The sequence below is a fragment of the Alteromonas hispanica genome, assembly GCF_010500915.1.
GTDB lineage: Bacteria > Pseudomonadota > Gammaproteobacteria > Enterobacterales > Alteromonadaceae > Alteromonas > Alteromonas hispanica.
Genome location: NZ_JAAAWP010000006.1, coordinates 105,525 through 126,233 on the forward strand (window position 1 = coordinate 105,525; position 20,709 = coordinate 126,233).

17 protein-coding genes are annotated in these 20,709 nt (G+C 45.5%); 13 read left to right on the forward strand and 4 right to left on the reverse strand.

Annotation, left to right across the window (positions count from 1 at the left end; genetic code table 11):
- Window positions 1-345: 345 nt before the first annotated feature.
- Genes GTW09_RS10905 through GTW09_RS10940 form a run of 8 tightly spaced genes read left to right on the forward strand, consistent with a single transcriptional unit; the run spans window position 346 to window position 6,720 of the window.
- Window positions 346-858: a phosphatase PAP2 family protein gene (locus tag GTW09_RS10905; protein WP_071978293.1), complete on the forward strand. Its 513-nt coding sequence runs from the start codon at window positions 346-348 to the stop codon at window positions 856-858.
- Between the two features lies 1 nt (window position 859).
- Window positions 860-1,927 carry an MJ1255/VC2487 family glycosyltransferase gene (locus tag GTW09_RS10910; RefSeq protein ID WP_100970734.1) on the forward strand — a complete coding sequence of 356 codons (1,068 nt, stop codon included), beginning with the start codon at window positions 860-862 and terminating at the stop codon, window positions 1,925-1,927.
- A gap of 51 nt (window positions 1,928-1,978) precedes the next feature.
- Entirely contained in the window at window positions 1,979-2,173 is a 195-nt protein-coding gene (gene lptM / locus GTW09_RS10915; protein ID WP_232368341.1) for an LPS translocon maturation chaperone LptM, read from the forward strand.
- Entirely contained in the window at window positions 2,173-3,423 is a 1,251-nt protein-coding gene (lysA, locus tag GTW09_RS10920; RefSeq protein WP_071978290.1) for a diaminopimelate decarboxylase, read from the forward strand. Before lptM ends, lysA begins: the two co-directional genes overlap by 1 nt.
- A 35-nt stretch (window positions 3,424-3,458) precedes the next feature.
- On the forward strand, window positions 3,459-4,289 hold the full coding sequence (gene dapF / locus GTW09_RS10925) for a diaminopimelate epimerase (RefSeq protein ID WP_163111912.1): 831 nt from the start codon (window positions 3,459-3,461) through the stop codon (window positions 4,287-4,289).
- On the forward strand, window positions 4,286-4,981 hold the full coding sequence (locus GTW09_RS10930; RefSeq protein ID WP_163111913.1) for a DUF484 family protein: 696 nt from the start codon (window positions 4,286-4,288) through the stop codon (window positions 4,979-4,981). The genes dapF and GTW09_RS10930 overlap by 4 nt, the downstream gene beginning before the upstream one ends.
- A 5-nt stretch (window positions 4,982-4,986) precedes the next feature.
- Window positions 4,987-5,937, forward strand: coding sequence for a tyrosine recombinase XerC (gene xerC / locus GTW09_RS10935; RefSeq protein ID WP_163111914.1), 951 nt, complete (start codon window positions 4,987-4,989; stop codon window positions 5,935-5,937).
- A 27-nt stretch (window positions 5,938-5,964) separates the two neighbouring features.
- Window positions 5,965-6,720, forward strand: coding sequence for an HAD-IA family hydrolase (locus GTW09_RS10940; protein WP_163111915.1), 756 nt, complete (start codon window positions 5,965-5,967; stop codon window positions 6,718-6,720).
- Between the two features lie 96 nt (window positions 6,721-6,816).
- Here GTW09_RS10940 and cysE read toward each other — a convergent pair whose 3' ends face one another.
- The gene (cysE, locus tag GTW09_RS10945; protein ID WP_198033584.1) at window positions 6,817-7,617 is read right to left on the reverse strand and encodes a serine O-acetyltransferase; all 801 of its coding nucleotides are present in this window, start codon (window positions 7,615-7,617) and stop codon (window positions 6,817-6,819) included.
- A gap of 310 nt (window positions 7,618-7,927) precedes the next feature.
- On the opposite strand from cysE, the gene uvrD reads away from it, so the two are divergent.
- Entirely contained in the window at window positions 7,928-10,099 is a 2,172-nt protein-coding gene (gene uvrD, locus GTW09_RS10950) for a DNA helicase II (RefSeq protein ID WP_163111916.1), read from the forward strand.
- Between the two features lie 40 nt (window positions 10,100-10,139).
- Window positions 10,140-11,402, forward strand: coding sequence for a GGDEF domain-containing response regulator (locus tag GTW09_RS10955; RefSeq protein WP_071978285.1), 1,263 nt, complete (start codon window positions 10,140-10,142; stop codon window positions 11,400-11,402).
- Window positions 11,403-11,433: 31 nt separating this feature from the next.
- Here the strand turns inward: GTW09_RS10955 and rarD are convergent, their stop codons facing one another.
- Window positions 11,434-12,399: an EamA family transporter RarD gene (rarD, locus tag GTW09_RS10960; protein WP_163111917.1), complete on the reverse strand. Its 966-nt coding sequence runs from the start codon at window positions 12,397-12,399 to the stop codon at window positions 11,434-11,436.
- Between the two features lie 204 nt (window positions 12,400-12,603).
- Window positions 12,604-13,941, reverse strand: a complete 1,338-nt coding sequence (locus GTW09_RS10965; protein ID WP_100970729.1) for a magnesium transporter — start codon at window positions 13,939-13,941, stop codon at window positions 12,604-12,606.
- 216 nt (window positions 13,942-14,157) lie between these two features.
- Between GTW09_RS10965 and recQ the strand changes: the two genes are divergently transcribed.
- Entirely contained in the window at window positions 14,158-15,996 is a 1,839-nt protein-coding gene (gene recQ / locus GTW09_RS10970; RefSeq protein WP_163111918.1) for a DNA helicase RecQ, read from the forward strand.
- A gap of 71 nt (window positions 15,997-16,067) precedes the next feature.
- Here recQ and GTW09_RS10975 read toward each other — a convergent pair whose 3' ends face one another.
- A complete protein-coding gene (locus tag GTW09_RS10975; protein WP_163111919.1) occupies window positions 16,068-16,736 on the reverse strand; it encodes a glutathione S-transferase in 669 nt (222 codons plus the stop codon).
- 652 nt (window positions 16,737-17,388) lie between these two features.
- On the opposite strand from GTW09_RS10975, the gene GTW09_RS10980 reads away from it, so the two are divergent.
- Window positions 17,389-17,760: a hypothetical protein gene (locus GTW09_RS10980; protein ID WP_163111920.1), complete on the forward strand. Its 372-nt coding sequence runs from the start codon at window positions 17,389-17,391 to the stop codon at window positions 17,758-17,760.
- 61 nt (window positions 17,761-17,821) lie between these two features.
- Entirely contained in the window at window positions 17,822-20,671 is a 2,850-nt protein-coding gene (locus GTW09_RS10985) for an EAL domain-containing protein (RefSeq protein WP_239059354.1), read from the forward strand.
- Window positions 20,672-20,709: the final 38 nt, after the last annotated feature.

Sequence of the window (20,709 nt, forward strand, 5' to 3'; positions counted from 1 at the left end):
AGCATAGCACTAATTTTAGCGTTGAAAATGCTTGTTTTAGTCGGTTTGATTAAATTCTTTTCGCTCATTATTTGCATTTCACTGTACGCAAACTGAAAGACCAGTAACAAATTGATTAAAGCTCTACCCGGAACCGCTTCTAAACCAAAATGAGCACGCAAATTGCTTTACATATATCGCCTTAATGTGAGCAGCTACACTTTAAAAGTGGTCAGGTGATACGAAAAACATCTCAAGCCTACCAGCCTCACATTGTAAGAAATGTTTCTTCTTTCTGTCACCCATCAGTCACAGAAGCCCTTTAACGTGTTCGATAAGTAACCAATAGAGGACAGGGTCTAACCCATGAAATCCTTGACTAAATACGATACAGACTTATTTTACCGGCTATATAGACTGACTCAAAAAAGAGACTGTCGCGCTATTGTATGGCTATCTAAAACCGGCGATGGTTATTTATATCTTGTTATTGGTGCGCTGCTGTGGGCATTTGAGCCCCAACACGGTGAGATATTTTTGTACACCGCGCTAATGGCATACGCCCTAGAGCTTCCTATTTATGTATTGCTGAAAAAAACCTTTAAACGCCCTCGCCCCTGCGATTTCTTAACCAACTTTAGTGCACATATTACGCCCTCAGACAAATTTTCTCTTCCTTCTGGGCACACTGCGGCAGCCTGGCTCATGGCCAGTATCGTTGCGCATTTTTATCCGTCATTTTCTGTACTGGTTTACAGTTGGGCTGCGCTTATTGGTTTATCGAGAGTGCTCCTTGGTGTGCATTATCCATCAGATGTTGTTGCAGGAGCCTTGCTTGGTGTTGCGATAGCATTCTTAAGCACGACAATATTGGTATAATATGAAACTACTTTATGGTGTGCAGGGCACCGGCAATGGTCATATTGCCCGAGCGCGGATCATGGCTGCAGCATTTGCACAACGAAACGACATAGATGTCGATTTTGTCTTTTCGGGTAGAGCACCCGAGCGCTATTTCGATATGGAAGTTTTTGGTAACTACCAAACGCTAACGGGTTTAAGTTTTATCTACAAAGACGGCAAAGTCAGAAAATGGGATACGGTTAAGCAAGCCAACATCCGTCAGTTTATCGGCGATGTTAAACGCTTCAACACCAGTCAATATGATTTGCTGATCAACGACTTCGAACCTGTTACTGCATGGGCCGCAAAACGCCAGGGCTTGCCTTCGATATCAATAAGTCACCAGGCAGCATTTGCTTATAATGTGCCCAAAAGCGGCAACTCGATGTTCGACACCGCACTAATGGCAACATTTGCACCAACAAAACACAAAATTGGCGTACATTGGTATCATTTCAACCAGCCCATCATTCCGCCTTTCGTTGTTGATAAGGCGATATCGCACAGCAAATCTAATCATATTCTGGTTTATCTGCCTTTTGAAAACATCGATGATATTAGAGATATGCTAGAGCCACTGGCCGACCAAACCTTTGTTTGTTTTCACCCTGATATTGAACAAGCCAGTACTGAAGGGCATATACAGTGGAATCCCACATCAAAAGTCCACTTTCATAGAGCGTTGCAAAGCTGTGGAGGTGTTGTAGCCAACGGCGGGTTTGAGTTATCAAGCGAAGCGTTGCAGTTAGGTAAAAAGCTATTGATAAAGCCTCTCCATGGGCAGTTCGAACAACTATCCAATGTATTTATGCTTGATAGCCTCAAATTGTGCCAGCCATTATTTCAGCTAGACACCGACGTACTTGAAGAATGGTTATCCTCGCCTGAAAATGAGCCTATAACCTTTCCAGATAACGCCAACTTGCTTATAGACTGGATAAAGCAAGGTAACTATTCAGACACCAAAACCCTGTGTGAAACCCTATGGAAACACGTCCAATACGGAGATAAAACGCGAGAACGTTTATTGTCTCTTGCAATTTAATACCGCAATGCGATGATAGCGGCATTTATCGTATTCATTGCGGGATTTTCTGTGCTTAATAAGTTGGCTGTTTTTCTGCTTACCCTTACTGCATTAAGCGGTTGTGGTTATAAAGGAGCGCTGTACATTCCAGACGCCCCAACGCAAAATTCGCCCCCGCCCTCAAGCGCCACCCAAGGCGATTCTGAGCAAGGGCCCAACACAAAAAGTACTGCACCTGCCTCTATATCTGGAGAGACTAACTAGTGGATTACTTTGCCTACAAGCAAGGTCAGCTTTTCGCTGAAGACGTTGCCGTTTCCGACATTGCAGCCGAGCACGGCACACCAGTTTATATTTATTCACGGGCAACACTAGAGCGTCATTGGCATGCATTTAACGATGCTATAGGCGACCACCCACACCTCATTTGCTATGCCGTTAAAGCTAACTCAAACATAGGCGTATTAAGTGTATTGGCAAAACTTGGTTCCGGTTTTGATATTGTTTCTGCTGGCGAACTGGCCAGAGTTATTGAAGCCGGAGGCAGCGCCAACAAGGTTGTCTTTTCAGGCGTAGGCAAAAAGCATGACGAAATACGATATGCACTGCAGCAGGGTATAATGTGCTTTAACGTAGAGTCAGAGCCTGAATTACATCGCATAAACGAAGTGGCCGGTGAGTTAGGCGTTAAAGCTCCTATTTCACTTCGCATTAATCCTGATGTCGATGCAAAAACTCACCCTTATATTTCTACCGGGCTGAAGGCAAACAAATTTGGTATTGCGCGAGAAAATGCACTGGCCACCTACGAATTAGCGGCCTCATTGCCCAACCTTAATGTAGTGGGCATGGACTGTCACATAGGCTCTCAGCTAACTGAAATTGGTCCATTTGTTGATGCATTAGAGCGCCTGCTTGTGCTCATAGACGAGCTTGCCGAGCGCAATATTATTATCGAACATCTCGATGTGGGCGGTGGTTTAGGCGTTACTTATAACGATGAAGAACCCCCTCACCCCAGAGCGTATGCTGCAGCCATGGCCGAAAAAATGGTAGGCCGCGAGTCGTTAAAACTCATTCTCGAACCAGGTCGTGCCATTGCTGCGAATGCAGGCATATTGGTTACTGAAGTTGAGTTTATCAAACAAGGCGAAGAAAAAAGTTTCGCCATTGTAGACGCTGCGATGAACGATTTACTTCGCCCTGCTTTGTATTCAGCATGGCAAAACATTATTCCCGTACAAGAGCACAGCGACGCCGAACCTAACACATATGATGTCGTTGGCCCGGTGTGCGAAACCGGTGACTTTATCGGTAAAGATAGAACGCTTGCCATAAAACCTACCGATTTACTGGCAGTTCGCAGCGCGGGCGCCTATGGTTTTGTTATGGCCTCAAACTACAACAGTCGCTGTCGCCCAGCCGAGATTATGGCCGATGGTGAAACGGCTATCGTTGTACGCGAGCGAGAAATTCAAAAAGATCTCTGGAAAGGTGAGCACAAACTTCCGTAAACTAGAGACAAATATAAGATTAAGACGCACCGTTAATGCAGGTTCAATTTTCTAAAATGCACGGTTTGGGCAACGATTTCATGGTTATTGATAACGTTACCCAAAATGTATTTTTCTCAAAAGATAAAATAAAACAGCTGGCCGACCGGAATTTTGGCATTGGTTTCGACCAATTACTGATGGTTGAGCCACCTTATGACCCAGAGCAAGACTTTCACTATCGCATTTTTAATGCCGATGGGGCGGAAGTGGAACAGTGTGGCAACGGCGCTCGTTGTTTCGCGCGATTTGTGAAACAACACGGGCTCATCAGTCGCAATAAAATTGTGGTAAGCACAAAAGCCGGAAAAATGGTGCTGTATCTTGAGAAAGATGGCCAGGTTACTGTGAATATGGGCAAGCCTATGTTCGAACCCGCCTCTGTGCCCCTTAAAGCCAACAAGCAAGAAAATACCTATATTTTGCGCTTGGGCGATAAAACCTTGTTTATTGGTGCCGCCTCTATGGGCAACCCCCACTGCGTAATGGAAGTGGACGATGTCGATACTGCGCTAGTTCACGAGATTGGCCCAGCGGTGGAGAAGCATGAGCGCTTTCCAGAAGGCGTTAATGTTGGCTTTATGCAGGTTATCAACGAATCACACATTAAGCTTCGTGTATTTGAGCGCGGCTCGGGAGAGACTCTGGCCTGTGGCAGCGGCGCGTGCGCGGCAGTTGCAATTGGCCAAATACAAGGTAAATTAGGAAAAGATGTGCGGGTAGATTTGCCTGGCGGCAGCTTGCGAATTCGCTGGCCCGGGCCAGATAGCGTGATGAAAATGACAGGGCCTGCTGAACACGTATACGACGGACAAATTACAATATGAGCGAATTACTCGGGCAATCTAACGCAACTCAAATTATTGAGCCCTTTACCGACACCTCGGCGCTTACTCCAGCGCAGGTGCGCGATTACTTGTTAGAAAACCCCGAGCTTTTCGTGCAATATCCAGAACTCCTTGAAAAGATAAAGGTTCCACACGAGCAGAAAGGCAGTGTGTCGTTAGTTGAAATTCAGGGTGAGCAACTGAGAAAAAAAGTGCGTCAGCTTAACCTCAAGCTCAACCAATTGGTGTCTATCGCCAAACAAAACGAAAAAATATACCGCGTTTACACAGACCTAAACGTTCAACTTCTGCGCTGTGAAAGCGTTGCCGAGGTTCAGTTTACTCTTGAGGATGTCTTGCAAGAGCGTTTGCAGCTATCTTCAGCGGTCATCAAAAGCTTTAAAGGCCCCCATGCGATCCCCGAATTACAACAGCGACTATTTACCGAAAAGCGGTTTAAACAGTCTAACTTTTTTTTCGGACGTCTTTCGCAGCACGAGCGTCAATTGTTGTTTGGAGAAAGTAGCGCAGAGTCAGTGGCTCTGATGATTCTTGGTGATAACCGCGACCTTGGCATTTTAGGAATAAGCAGCAGCGACGCCAGTCATTTCACGCCTGATATGGACACGCTATTACTTCAGCAGCTACAGCAGGTACTCAACATTATCTTACCCGACATGATGGGGTACTAATTTCTGTGTCTCACGACGCATCGCAAAACTCTTCTCAAAACCTAATCAGTGACGCATGCCAACACTGGCTTGATAAATTTTTATTGCATTTGCAGGTAGAGCGCGGACTCTCCGACCATACGGTTAAAAATTACAGCCGCCAGCTAACCGAAGTAGCCAAACTATTGAATCTGCACGAATGGTCTGGGCTAACGCCTAGCGACATAAAACGTGTGATGGCCGACGGAAAAATGTCGGGACACAGCGCGCGAAGTATTGCCCTTCGCCTTTCAGCACTGCGCACATTTTGCCACTACCTTATTGAGCATCAGCAGCTTTTCAGCAACCCATTAGAAGGTATTCAGGCACCCAAGCAAGGCAAGCCTTTACCTAAACAACTTAGTGTGGATGAAATGCAGCAGTTGCTCGGCGCACAAACAGGCAGTGAAGATGACGAGGGCATGCAACTGCGCGACAACGCCATGTTTGAGTTAATGTACGGCTGTGGATTGCGGTTGAATGAGTTGACAGGGCTTGACCTTGCCGACTGCCTAAAAGACGGTACGATTAGGGTAACGGGCAAAGGCAGTAAGCAGAGAATACTCCCACTTGGTAGACACGCACAAAAAGCACTTAATGCCTGGTTAAAGGCTAGGCCAGCCTATGCATCTCCTTATGAAAGTGCCGTGTTCGTAAGCAAACGCAAAACCCGGATATCAAATCGGCAGGTTGCAAACAGACTGGATAAAATGGCACAAACCCAATCAATTTCGCAGAAAGTCAGCCCTCACAAACTGCGCCATTCCTTTGCTACCCACGTACTAGAGTCAAGCGGTGACTTACGAGCCGTTCAAGAGTTGCTAGGGCACGCAAATTTATCTACTACACAGGTTTATACGCATCTCGACTTTCAGCATCTTGCGAATGTTTACGACGCTGCCCACCCCCGTGCACATAAAAGTAAAAACGACAAATAAACACACAATATTAAGGCTAGCCAGTTTATGCAGTTTTTTAAACCCGTTAACAAGGTGAAGGCCATGACCTTCGATCTTGACGATACGCTTTACGATAATGAACCGGTTATAAGACAGGCTGAGGCCGCGTTAGCTGCTCACTTAGCCGAGCACCACCCTCATGCGGCCACGCTTTCACCCCGTGACTGGTTTAATTTAAAACGTGCCGCAATTAGACTAGACCCTCGCTTGGCATCTGACATGGGGCAACTGCGCAAAGTTATACTTACTGCAGCGCTGTCAGGCAAAGACTCAAGTACACTTTGTGTTGAAATAGCTAACGATGACAGTCACAACAGTCAGCTCAAGCAGGAAGTAGAGGCCTGTTTTAACTGTTTTTATGATGCGCGAAGCAATTTGACGCTAGCGCCAGATGTGCACCAAATTCTTCAACACCTAAGCACACGCATGCCGCTTATTGGCATAACCAATGGCAATGTTGATGCGGATAAAATAGGGATTACGCCCTATTTTGACACTATCTTGCACGCAAGCCTGACACGCCCTATGAAGCCGGCAGTAGGCATGTTTAACGAGGCAGCAGCACTATTAGAACTACCAGCCAGCCATATTTTACATGTGGGAGATAATCTTGTTAAGGATGTGATGGGCGCAGTGAACGCAAACTTCCAAGCCGCTTGGTTCGCCTGTAATCGGCCCATGGATTTACACAATGAGCCGGTGTCGGTACTGCCTCACGTTGCGCTAAGCAGTTTATCTGACCTCGCTTATTTCTGTGAATAACAAACAGCGGCGCTAATGGGATAATGCCAGATCAGCATAAGATAGGTGTTAAGCGTTTGCCTCTTTAGGTGTTGTCTTCTTTAGACGTTGTCCTCTTTAAGCATTGTCTTCTAGCACATTTTGCTGCATAGACTCGCAAGGGTTTTGGCAAATGGGCCGACCTACTACTTTTGCCGGTACACCTACTACGGTAACGTGGGGCGGAACGTTATTTAGCACCACACTGCCGGCGCCTACTTTAGACCCCTCGCCAATTTCAATATTACCCAGTATTTTTGCACCAGCGCCCACTAGCACACCCTGTCGAATTTTAGGGTGGCGGTCGCCAGACTCGTTACCCGTACCGCCTAGTGTCACGCTTTGAAGAAGTGACACATTGTCTTCTATCACAGCTGTTTCACCTACAACAATGCCGGTGGCGTGGTCGAACATAACGCCTTTACCAATTTGTGCAGCCGGATGGATGTCCACGCTGAAGCTTGCCGAGTTACGGCTTTGAAGGAAAAGCGCCAGCTGGTGACGATTATGCATCCACAAATAATGTGCCATTCGGTGAACCTGCACCGCGTGAAAACCTTTAAAATGGAGCAATGGCGTAAGATAGTCATCAACAGCAGCGTCGCGAGCTTTTATCGCTAAAATATCTGCCATTGCTGCCTCGCTAATGCCAGGCTCTAACAAATAAGCCTCGTCAAACACCTCACGAATAGCTAATGCAGGCATAACATCGTCGGCCATTTTGTTAGATAAAATAAAACTTAAGCACGACTCAAAGTTATGATGGGCCAATACACTGGCGTGAACATAGCTCGATAACAAGGGTTCGTTATCAGCGACTACTTTTGCTTCTTGTTTCAAGGTTGACCAAAAATCGATGGGCATAGAAAGAGAAGTCATGGCATTTCCTGTTGGTGTATATCGCAGACGTCATAAACGATTGTCTTTGCCTAAAAGCGCAAAACGTTTGAAGAACCGAGTGTAGGACTCAGAGTTTACCTGAGATAACAGAATATCAATATAACACTAGTACCCAAGGTGAAGTTTTTTCGATCAACAAAGCTAAACAATTTCGTATTAGTTATTCCATTTAAGAACACTTAAAACTGCATTTTAAACGCGCAAAACTGGACTGTATAAATTAACAGGCAGCTGGCATAATAGCGGCGCGTTTAATTTGTATATAAAAAAAGATAACAGGTGCCACACTATGGATGTATCCAGACTGCTAGATGAGCTAAACGACAAACAGCGTGAGGCTGTAGCAGCACCACTTTCAAACGCGCTTGTTTTGGCCGGCGCCGGAAGTGGCAAAACACGGGTATTGGTGCATCGCATTGCATGGCTTATGGAAGTCGAAAATATCGCCCCCTTCTCAATTTTAGCCGTAACCTTTACGAATAAAGCCGCAAAAGAAATGCGCGGACGAATAGAGTCGTTAATGGGCCGAAGCTTGCACAACATGTGGATTGGCACCTTCCACGGCTTGGCACATCGCTTATTACGAGCCCATCACGCTGAAGCGAAATTACCTGAAAATTTTCAAATTATCGATTCAGACGACCAGTACCGCCTTATCCGCCGCATACTAAAAGCCATGAACTTAGACGAAAAGCATTATCCGCCCCGTCAAATTCAGTGGTACATAAACGGCAATAAAGACGAAGGCTTGCGCCCGCAACACATTGAAACCCATGGCGATCATATTCAGAAAACCATGCGTGAAGTGTATACCGCTTATCAAGACGCCTGTGACCGCTCTGGCCTGGTAGACTTTGCTGAACTATTGCTTCGTGCCCACGAACTATGGGCGAAAAATCCAGAAGTGCTAGCGCATTACCAACGTCGATTTCGAGCTGTGTTGGTAGACGAATTCCAAGATACCAACAACATTCAATACGCCTGGCTGCGCATGCTGTGCAGCGGCGATAATAACAATATTATGATTGTTGGCGACGACGACCAATCGATTTACGGCTGGCGTGGCGCTAACGTAGACAACATTCAGCACTTCTTAAAAGACTTCGAATCACCTGCCACCATTCGCTTAGAACAGAATTATCGTTCCACCGGCAACATTTTAAAAGCAGCCAACACGGTAATCGACAACAATACTGGTCGTTTAGGTAAAGAGTTGTGGACAGAAGATAAGCAGGGCGAACCTATCTCGGTGTACGCGGGGTTTAACGAACTAGATGAAGCCCGTTTTATCGTATCGAAAATTAAAGATTGGCTAAATCAGGGCCATGCGCTAAGTGATACCGCCATTTTATATAGAAACAACGCACAATCTCGTGTTTTAGAAGAAGCGTTACTTCACGAGGGTTTGGCGTATCGTATTTACGGTGGTCTACGATTCTTCGAGCGCCAAGAAATTAGAGATGCACTTGGCTATATGCGCATGGTTAGCCACCCTCACGATGACGCGGCTTTCGAGCGCGTAGTGAATACACCAAGTCGCGGTATTGGCGAAAAAACGCTGTCGCAAATTCGCGAGACCGCACGCTCTCACAACTGTTCCATGTGGCAGGCTAGCCAGCTACTTATTAACGAAGCCAGTTTGAAAGGTCGTGCCCTTAACGCCATTCAAAGTTTTGTGTTGCTAGTGACAGAGCTTGAGCAATCAACGGTTGATGACCCCCTTGAACAACAAGCAGATAAAGCAATACGCCAGTCTGGGCTCTACGCTATGTATCAGTCTGAACGCGGTGAAAAAGCCCAAGCGCGCCTGGAAAACTTAGAAGAACTGGTTACCGCATGTAAAACCTTTATTGTGCCCGATGAAGCTGAAGAAATGACGCCGCTAGCAGCGTTTTTAGCTCATGCATCGTTGGAAGCGGGCGATACACAAGCCGATAAAGACCAGGATGCGGTGCAAATGATGACCATACACACAGCGAAAGGCCTCGAGTTTCCGCTCGTGTTTTTAGCGGGTGTAGAAGAAGGCATGTTCCCCAGTCAAATGACCAATGATGAACCAGGCAGAATGGAAGAAGAGCGTCGTCTCTGCTATGTTGGTATGACTCGGGCTATGCAAAAGTTGTATATCACTTATGCCGAAAGTCGTAGATTATATGGTCAAGACAAATACCATACAGCGTCGCGCTTTATTCGTGAAATGCCCGATGATTGCATTGAAGAAGTTCGGCTAAAGTCGACGATATCGCGCCCCGTGCACAACAGATTTAGCCCAATGACGTCTCATGCGTCATTTGAAGAAACCGGCTTTAAGTTGGGCGAACGTGTGGTGCATCGCAAGTTTGGTGAGGGTATTGTGCTGAATTATGAAGGCAGCGGTGAGCACGCGCGCGTGCAAGTCAACTTTGATGAATTTGGCAGTAAGTGGCTGGTTCTCGCCTACGCAAAACTGGATAAAGCGTAGTACTAACACGGCAAGGTAGCCTGTATCTAAGTTGGATTATATGCAGCAACATGTGCTGGTCATTGAAAATGGCGATAACAACCTTGAAATTATATCGAGGCTGGTGAGGCGTGCAGGCTTAACCCCTGTCGGTGCTACCTCGCTTATGGAAGGGCGCGCTCGTTTCGCACAAAACACACCCGAAACTTTCTTATGCGCTATTATTGCTTATTCTTTGCCAGACGCACCGAAGGGCGAAGCTATCGACTTTGCCATTAACGCATACATTCCTACTATTGCCACCACGGAAAGTTTAGACACGCTCATTCGAGACAAAGTGCTCGAGCGGGACGTTGTCGACTATATTCCCAAAGAGAACGCGCAAAATTACGATTATCTCATCCGCCTTATAGCAAGGCTTGAGAAAAACAAATCTACTGGCGTTGTGGTTGTAAGTACCAACAGGGTACAGCGGACCCGAACGCTTTCCCTGCTTGAACGCCACAACTTCGTTGTTTATGAGTGCATTACAGCAAGTGAAGCCATGAGTGCCCTTTCCGACCACAAGCATATTAGATTGGTTATTACAGACAACACGCTTCCCGATATGTCGGGCACGGTATTTGTGGCGAGTTTGCGAAAAGCATTTTCAAAAGAGCAACTGGCTATAATGGGCATTGCTGGCGGCCAAGGTATGCTAATGTCAGCGCACTTTATCAAAAGCGGAGCAAATGACTTTTTGAGGATACCCTATTGCCACGAAGAGTTTTTGTGCCGGGTTATGCAAAACGTGGAATACATTGAGAGTGTTGAAGCCATTAGACGCGCTGCAAATACCGACTATTTGACGGGTTTACCAAATAGAAGACATTTCTTTTATACCGTTACTATGCAGCATCAGCAGCTTTCAGATGAGCACGCATTGGCACTTATCGATCTTGATTTCTTTAAGTCTATCAACGATACCCACGGCCACGATGCGGGTGATGCCGTGCTTAAGGCAGTTGCCGCATTGATAGAGTTCTACTTTCCAGATGAAATTATTTCTAGATTCGGCGGTGAAGAGTTTTGTATTTACCTACCAGACACGCCCTTTAGTGAGGCTTATGAGCGGCTTGACGATTTTAGAAAGGTGGTAGAAGCTGAAGCTATTGAGCTACCAAAAACCACCACTCATATTACCTGCAGTATAGGTATGAGCGGAACCACCACACAGCGAATAGACAATCTCATCAGTGATGCAGACAAACAGCTTTATGCTGCTAAAAACAGCGGTCGCAACAAAGTCATGTTCGATAAAACCGCGCATTTAGCTTTTGAATAGAGCGCAGAGCCAACCTTTTTAAATACCGAAGTTACCGTCGCTGTTCTTGCATTGCCTGCTCTTGCGTAGCCTGATCCTGCATTTTCTTAACCTGCACTCTTGCCTCAATTCGTTGTCTGCGAAAGTGAAATATAGAGTCTGCACTGAATACCGCTAACGCTAACCACACAAATGCAAAGGTGGTGAGTCGTGCCTCTTCTAACGGCTCGCCATAAAGGTAAACCGCTAAAATAAACATAAGCGTTGGGCCAATATATTGGAAGAAACCTAGGGTGGAATACATAATTCGGCGTGCCGCTGCGGTAAAGCACAGCAAAGGCGCGGTGGTAACAATACCCGCAGCGAAAATAAGCACGTTTAAATCGATGCTATTGTTGAATAAGTTACTGTATTCAGACCCGTAAAGTATCCAATATCCTATCGCCAATGGAGATAGCATGAGGGTCTCTATAAACAAGCCAGGTAAGGAGTCTACCGCTACCTGCTTGCGTAAAAGCCCATAAACACTAAAGCTAGAAGCTAACACCAGCGCAATCCACGGTAATTCACCGTATGAAATAACCAAAATAGCTACGCCAACCACAGCCAATATCACAGCGCTTCTCTGCAGCGTTCGCAACCTTTCTTGAAGAAAAATACGCCCTAAAAACACATTAATGAGGGGATTGATGTAATAGCCTAAGCTGGCATCAAGAAGGTGGTCGTTATTGATGGCCCAAATAAACAGCAGCCAGTTAGCTCCAAGTAATAGGCCAGCAAAAAACAGAATTGTCATTACCCGCTTATTTTTTAATGCGGTTATTACTTTCGGCCACTGTTTAAGCACCGCAATAAAGCCAACAAGCAGCACCACAGACCAAATAACCCTGTGCATTAATATTTCAGCCGCAGGCAGCACCATCAACTGCTTAAAGTAAACAGGTGCTACACCCCACATACTGTAGGCGGCTATTGCACAAATAACGCCTACTTGGGCGGCGGAAGCTGGCTTAGACAATGGTGGCTCCAAAATGAAAATAGGCAAAAAGCGCGCTATTGTTTATTACAAATGCAGAATTCACAAGCACTGTATTGTATATCGCCACATAAAATGTAGCGCTATACAGCGGCCTAAATGCAGTACCTAATGCAGAATAAATGCGTTAAACATTTTTAACGCACACAATTACTATTCACTGCCGCTGACTTTAGCTCTCGCTTGCTAGAGCAGAAATAGCGTACCTAAACCGAGGAAAGCAACAAAGCCTACTATGTCGGTCACCGTTGTGAGTATCACGGAGCCAGACAGCGCAGGGTCTATCTTAAGCTTGTCGAGGATAATAGGCACAAACACACCGGCTAACGCCGCAGCTACAATATTGAACAAGATAGCCAAGCAAATAACCACGCCAAGCATAATATCGGTAAACCAAAAATAGGCGACTATACCAATAACCAAGGCCCAAATTACGCCATTCACGCCCCCTACTTTGAGCTCTTTTATCATTAAGGCTTTTATATTCGCGGGGGTAACTTGCCCAAGGGCCAAGCCCCTAACAATGAGCGTTAACGTTTGGCTACCGGCTATACCGCCCATGCTGGCTACCACTGGCATTAACACAGCTAATGCCACTACCTGCTGTAGCGTGCCTTCAAACAAACCGATAAACCACGATGCCATAAACGCCGTTAACAGGTTTATACCAAGCCAAAGCGCTCTGTTTTTGGCACTCTTTGCAACAGGGGAGAACAAATCTTCGTCTTCATCCATACCCGCTGATGCCATAACTTGGCGCTCATAAAACTCGTTAACAAGCTCGCTTGCCGAGGTAATATCCAGCCTGCCAAGAAGCGTGTTGTTTTCATCTACCACGGGCAGTGAGGCTAGCCCAGAGCGCTGAACGGTTATCGATGCATTCATAGCATCATCTTCACCTTTGAACGTGGTGATGTTTTCTTCCGCAAGTGCAAGCAGCGATTTGTCTTCTTCAGCCGAAAACAGCTTATTTATTTTAACCAGCGCTGTAAATTGCCCCGTTCGATTCACTAAATAGATACTGTCGCAATGCTGAGGAACGTCTTTTTTCAACAAGCGTAGCGCCTCTCTCACCTTCGCGTTAGAAGGAAGCACAAGCTGTTCGTGATTAACCCAGTGCCCTATTTGGTTATCTGGAAAAAGGGACGCCTCTCTAAAGTATTTACGTTCTTTTGAATCAAGAGATTCGTAGGCCAAATCCACAAGGCGCTTGGGAAGTGAATCTAAAAGCTCGAGTAAATCATCGGCATAAATATCAGCAAAAATCGAGGCCCACTCATTGTGAGGCGTATTATCAATCAGGATTTCACGAGGATCGCTACGCATCTCTACCAGTACGTTAAGCTTTTGCTCTCGTGGTATCCCTTCCCAAACCACTAAACGAGGCTCTACGGGCAGCGATTCAAGCAAGGTGGCGATATAAACATCGTCTTGACCATTAAGCGCTGCTAATAGCGATGCAGGATCTTCGGCCATACCTTCAGCGACAATCTCTTCGATTAAATCTGGTAGTTGATCAGCCACACTCATACTCCTGTGAACACGCACTTATTAAATTGCTAATATCTAGAATATCATGTTGATACAAATGAAAATACTGACAGGTTATTATCAATACGTGACAACAAAACGGTTTATCCACTTATTTTTCAGTAGCCAAAAATTTTCGCGCTGAATTTTAGTCTAGTTTTTGCAATTGCCCCGTGAAGCCAAGCCAAAAAAAGCGTAAAATCTCGGGCTATGATAACTGCATTAGCTACTAGCGACTTACCAGCCCATTCACATAACGCCGTGTCTCCAGAAAGCGTCCTAAAAGATGTCTTTGGTTACGGCGAGTTTCGCGATGGTCAAGGAGAAGTCATTCACCATGTGTGCCAAGGGGGGGACGCGCTGGTGTTGTTACCCACCGGCGGCGGCAAGTCGTTGTGTTACCAAATTCCTGCCTTGGTTCGTGAAGGCACAGCCATTGTTGTATCGCCACTGATATCGTTAATGCAGGATCAGGTAGAACAGCTCAAAGCCCTTGGTGTTAAAGCCGACTACCTCAACTCCACGTTAGATGCCGAAGCACAAGCAAACATTAACGATTCGCTGATTACCGGAAAACTCGACCTCCTGTACGTTTCTCCGGAAAGGCTAATGCAATACGCTTTTCAGCAGTTGCTTGGTCGCGCCTCCATAGCACTGTTTGCTATTGATGAAGCACACTGCGTTTCCCACTGGGGGCACGACTTCCGACAAGACTATAGGGCGCTAGGTAAAATAAAGTCTCGCTTTTCACATATCCCTGTTATTGGCCTTACTGCCACTGCAGATACGGCCACTCAAGCCGATATTTTAACGCAACTCAACTTAAACGCGCCTTTAGTTTACAAAGGCAGCTTTGATCGGCCAAATATTCGCTACCGCGTTATGTCCAAATACAAAGCCTTCGACCAAGTTGTAAGTTATGTAAAGCAACAGGAAGGTAGCGGAATTATTTACTGCAATAGCCGCGCAAAAGTTGACGACCTACACAACAAATTATTCAGACTGGGCTTTCGCTGCGCCGCCTACCATGCAGGAATGGACAGTGATGAGCGCGAGTTGGTGCAGCGTCAGTTTCTCAATGACAAAATAGATATCGTTGTTGCTACCGTTGCCTTTGGCATGGGCATAAATAAATCCAACGTGCGCTATGTTGTTCACCACGATGTACCCCGCAGTGTCGAAAGCTATTATCAAGAAACCGGACGGGCTGGTCGAGATGGGCTTGAATCTGAAGCATTGCTGCTGTTTGACGAAAAAGACGCAGCAAGGGTAAAGCAGTGGATAGAACAGGGGGAAAGTGGCGATAGAAACCATATTGAACTTCAAAAGTTCGCCGCCATGGAGGCTTTTTCCGAGGCACAAACTTGCCGAAGACAGGTATTGTTAAATTACTTTTCCCAATTTAGCGATAGCGCATGTGGCAACTGCGATATATGCCTAGATCCGCCTAAAATGATAGACGGGCTGGTAATTGCTCAAAAAGTCTTATCATGCATATTGCGTTTGTCGCAACAGGCCTCAAGCCAGTACATTATTGATGTATTACGCGGCAAGCAGCTTAAAAAGCTTCAAGAGGCAGGACACCATAAACTGTCTACCTATGGTATTGGCAAAGATAAATCGGATAGCTACTGGCACAACATTTTAAATCAGCTTGTGCACAAAGGTCTTATTCGCGTCGATATCACCGCCTATGCAGCACTGCGCTTAACAGAGGCCGCGCGCCCAGTACTTAAAGGAGAGGTGCCGGTACAGCTAGCGGTACCAAGATTGGAATTCAAGCCCGATAAAAAGACCAAGCAAGCACCAGCAAATTACGACCGTACATTATTCACTCGGCTTAAGCACCTGCGTAAAGTATTGGCGGAAGAAAATGAGGTACCGCCATACGTTGTGTTTAGCGACGCGACTCTTGTAGACATGGCCTGCAAGCTGCCCGTAAACCGCACTACTCTGCTAGAAGTGAGCGGCGTGGGGCAAACTAAACTCGACCGGTACGGCGACGCCTTTATAAAACTCATCGACGACTATATTCATAGAGACAGCTAGAGCCATAGAGACAGCGAGAGTGTTGATCCGCACCGCACATTTTTGTAACGCTAAAACAAAATCAGCATGCCCTAGGCGTAAGCGTACTCTCCACCTTTCTCAAGGGCACGCTTATAAGCTGGGCGCTCATGAACACGCTTCACGTATCCACGAATAGCGGCAAAATCATCCGCTCTACCGCTAGCTACCAACGATTCTAGCGGAAATATCATTTGTACGTCGGCACCGGTAGGCTCGTCGCCAGCAAACCAAGTGTAATTGGCTAAATAAGACTCTACGTAACGAAGGCTTTGAGCCAAGTTAGGGCCGTAATATGCATTGATGATCCCGTCTACCAGCTTATCGGTGATGGGCTTAATGAAAAACGGTTTCGACCCTTTTTGTCGCGCCTTTTCCAGCACTAAGTTTGCCACTAGCGGCGGCATTAACGAACCCTCGGCGAAATGTAGCCAAAACCAATATTGTTGTAGCGCCTCTTCATCTTTAGGCGCAGCAAAACTCGATTCGGCATGATTTCGTACTAAATATTCTACAATGGCACCCGACTCAGCAATGGCGCCGTGTGGTGTTGATAGAACAGGAGAGCGACCAAGAGGATGCACTGCCCGAAGAGAATCAGGCGCTAGGTTAGTGGTACTGTCTCGCTCATAAAATTCTATTTTGTAATCAACACCTAATTCTTCAAGCAACCATAAAATTCGTTGAGAGCGAGAATTATTTAAATGATGTAGTGTTAGCATATCTTTCCTTTAAACCCGTTGATTGTACTAGTGTGGAAACTAGGGTCTGTTAATCGCGTTATTGCTTTTGTTCTTGTGTTGTACTGTATACATTTATAACAGCCTGCAGGATTACTTATTACTGCCTGTTCATGTTGAATTGTCTGCATGTATTGAAAGCGGCTGCCCACGCTTATCGACCAGTTGCTGCTGCGTAAGTGCTGTAGTTAATCGCGTTTCTGTTCTTTTTTCTTTAACGCCTTTTATTTACACCCAACTCATACTGCATTTAACGAAGAAAAAAGTCTGCTTTGTAATAACTATGTCGATATATTATCAGAACCTATACACTACAAGGGCGTGTTGATCTTTGCTGTACATTTTTGCAGCGGCCTGTGAGCTATTTAAACAAGGCGAATGGTTGAAGGTCTAGCGGGCTAAATCGAAACCATTCAACGCAGGGTAAATAGCTCATAGGCGCTGCCCGAAGGGGGCTAAATGGAAGCATTTTACTCTTTGTCGCCGCTTTTTTATTTAGGCTCTTTGACTTAGTCCACTAGGCCTACAGGACTGTTTCGCGATTAAAATGCTTCCATTTAGCCCAAAACTCGTACAACAAAGATTAACACGCCCTACTTTTTGGTTTTTTAACACGCAAGCGATGTGAAAACTTATGCACAACCCTTCTCACCACTTTGTAACGGACATCATCAGCGCCCTTCACACTACACAAAGCAGTGTTCAAATAGCCGTACCTTTGCCTATGTCGCCGTTGAAAACTGAACAATGGGTAAACCAATTTATATCCCATTTTTCATTTCAGCCGTCGCAACCAGATTGGGGTGCCGATAGGTATCAGGTGGTACTGACCTCTGCAGACCAAAACCCTTCCACCTCAGAAAAAAAAGCATTTCAATGCTTGCTGTGCATCGAATGGTTATGTGAAGCCATATGGCTTGAACCTATTGGTAATGAGCATGTGGGAATGACGCAAAACCCAGGGTTTATTAGCGACTACTTAAGACAGCAAGCTGCGCTGGTTTGATCGGAAAACATCCATTTCCTTACGTTCACCTTTGAATTACACTAATTGAATGAAAATCAGATTGTTACCATCAACAAACAACAACACTACTGGCCTTTTTGCGTTGGTATGGGTAACGCTGATTTTTTTTAGCTTCTGCGGCGTCGCAACAGCTAGTGTCAAAGATATTGCCATTGACGAGTCTTTTGAAAAGGTGCTTATTAATGAATACGCCGTTACTACCTACGCTGCCAACTCCGCTACCTATTTCGATATTCTAGAAGGCACTCGTTCTTTCGCAACGCCTCAAACGTCTATAGCGAATTCGCGATTATGGATGTCAGCTAACATCAATCACACGGGTTTTAGTGCCATTTCCTTAGTACTTACTGTCGATCGCTTAAACCTGGACGATTTACAGATTTATCTGCTCAACGATAATAACCGTATCATCAAATCTTATCGTTATCAGGCAGGAAAAGGAGACTTCTCGCTGCCACAGCCAGCGCCAACTATTCGCCAAGCTTTCACTCTACAACCCTACCAAAATGCAAGGGTACTGATAGGAATTAAAGACAATGGGTTAACTCACATTCCTATCACTCTTTGGCAAAGGGATTTACTCGAACAATACGATAAAAATATGCTGGTGACGCTGGGCGCAATATTGGGAGTATTTGCACTTATTATCGCGTATTTTTTACTGTCTTATTTTCACCAGCGCATAGCTACCCGATTTTGGCTTACCATGGCAACTGTCGCAATGCTGGCTACGTTTTTGATTTTTCAAAGCGGTCTTGGATTTTGGCCTAGCCTAACCAACGCCGCAGAATTGGCTTTTACCGCTAGTATCACTATGCTGCTGCTGTGCTTAGCAAAAGTTACGCATCACCTATTTCCCCGTATTCCAATATATCTGCGCACTATCAATTTCGCCGTTGCACTAGCAGGTTTATATTGCTTGTTTGTCGCACCTGCTCAGACGGTATTTATACTACTCATTGTCTTTGCGGCAGTGGGTTTGTGCCAGGTTTTACTGGCCATCGTGTTTAATGAAAATAAGCAAACAGGCCGCTTTTTTTCTATCGGCTGGCTTTCCCTTTTCGCTTTGTTGGCCTTGTGTGTGCAAGGCCTTTATCACCTCATGGTTTACACCTTCGACGTCATGCTAGCTATGCTGTTTTTCAGCGCTTTTAGTTTGCTATGTTTTGGAATGGCGGCTATCGCAAAAGAGAAGTTATACAACCGCAGACAGCTGGTTAAAAAAGAAGAAATAATTACCGACTTAAATCAATTTTATGACCTCTTTAGGAATTCTGCTGAAGGCCATTACACCTCTACGTGGGATGGTACCTTGCTGTCGGTAAACCCAGCCATGTATAAGCTGTTTGGCTATGATGATGAAGAAGACATGCTGGCAACGGGAGAAAGTACTCTCGCGTTTTACGCAAATACCGAAGACAGGCAGCATCTACTTGGTGAACTTTCACAATGTGGCCATTTAACCGGAAAGGAAATAAGGGCTAAGCGCAAAAATGGCGATGAATTTTGGGTGTCACTGTCCTGCCGAATGCAGGAGAAAAACGACGGCCCTCGCATTTTTGGTTCAATTATCGATATCACGGAGAAAAAGCAATCCGACCTTAACCTGCAATATTTGGCTACTCACGACTCGCTAACCGGTGCCTTTAATCGCCGGCAATTTGAGACTGAATTTAAGAAAAACGTAGCGTCGCCATCAACGCCCCCAGTGTGCTTGTTATATTTAGATTTAGACAGGTTTAAGATTGTAAACGATACCTGCGGTCATAAAGCTGGGGATGTGTTAATTAAAGATATCGCGAAGGTAATTGAAAACACGCTTTCTAGTAATGCGCTCTTAGCTCGGCTGGGAGGTGATGAGTTTGGCGTCATTTATACCGAACTTGAAGAGCATGCCGTATATTCTAATGCAGAAGACATACTCAATGCGGTACATGACTACCGCTTTATGTGGAATAACCGAATTTTCAATTTGGGGGTTAGCATTGGCATGGTTGTCTGTGACGACGCTTCTGTCAGCGCAGGGCAATATTTAAGCATGGCTGATGCTGCATGTTACTTTGCCAAAGATCAGGGTAGAAATCAGATACACAGATATAACCGAAACGATGAGAGTATGCAGCGCTATCAGCGCGAACTCGACTGGGTATCGACCATTAACGGCGCGTTGGAAGAAAATCGTTTCGAGCTTTATTATCAGCCGTTGCGACCTCTTACAAAGGCGAACGATGGTTATTATTATGAAGTGTTGCTGCGTTTACGTGAAGCCAATGGAAAAATAGTGGAGCCGGCTAATTTCCTGCCTACTGCAGAACGATTCGAAATGAATGTTAATGTAGATAAGTGGGTAGTAACTAATACCTTTAAATGGTTATCAGAAAACCCCGAGCATCTCGAAAAGCTTAAACGCTGCAGCATAAACTTAAACTGCCATTCGTTAACAGACAGAGATTTTACGCTGTTTATTTTAAACGCGTTTGAAACCTACGGCATTCCCCACCATAAAATTTGCTTCGAGGTTATCGAGTCGGTAGCCATCATCAAATTAGACGACACGCTTGCATTTATGCAGACCTTCAATAATTTAGGCTGCTCATTCGCCTTAGACGACTTTGGCAGCGGCTTCTCTTCTTATAACTATTTAAAGAGCCTGCCTGTAGACCAAGTAAAGATAGACGGAATGTTTATTAAAGATATGCTCAACGACAGTATTGATACCGCCATGGTTGCATCGATTAAAGATGTGGCGAAAGCTATGGGAATGAAAACCGTTGCAGAATTTGTAGAAAATGAAGCCACTATGACTCAGCTTGGTAATATGGGAATAGACTTTGCTCAGGGCTACGGAGTTGCGAAGCCCGCACCATTACGCGATTTCACTCCGCTTTAATAACAAACCTTAATCCCTCCTTAAACAGGACTCAGGTT